The 512-nt window shown below is 64.1% G+C and carries 1 protein-coding gene; it reads right to left on the reverse strand.

Annotated features, from left to right (window positions below; all coding sequences use genetic code 11):
- The coding region (locus CKO41_RS18365) for a DUF4139 domain-containing protein (protein ID WP_420826496.1) at positions 1 to 512 on the reverse strand (512 nt) is incomplete at both ends.

Below are 512 nucleotides of genomic sequence, written 5' to 3' on the forward strand. Positions count from 1 at the left end.
CGATGAACTGGGCATTGCCTTGGCTGTCGCGCTGATAGATGCGCACGATGCCCGCTGGCAGCGGGAGTCCCAGATTCGACGCCTCATCATTGGTCGCGGTGAGGTAAACGTTGACCGCTAGTTCCTGCGCCAGCCCGCCGCGCGGCTCACGAAACGCCCGTTGATCGCCTTCGATCAGCAGCTCCTTGCCAACCGTCACGCCCGGCGCATCGAGCAGCGCGACCTGCTTGGTCTGGTTATCGGCAATCGTGGTCGGATGCGCGAGCGAATAGAGGTGGTACTCGAACAGGCTCTCCTCGCGCATGTTCGGCGCCGGCGCGGCGGAGCGCATGACCATCGCCTCGTATTGCGGCGCCTGCATCGCCTCCTCGACCTGATTCACCTCGCCAGCCACCAGCTGCAGCTGTGCGTTCTGATAGGTCGACCCACTGCGGTTGGTCAAGGTCACCCAGCCAGCAAGATCGAGCCGCTGCTGATCCGCCGACAGCTCGCCCACATAGTCCGCCTTCCAG

Source organism: Thiococcus pfennigii, assembly GCF_016583835.1.
Lineage (GTDB): Bacteria > Pseudomonadota > Gammaproteobacteria > Chromatiales > Chromatiaceae > Thiococcus > Thiococcus pfennigii.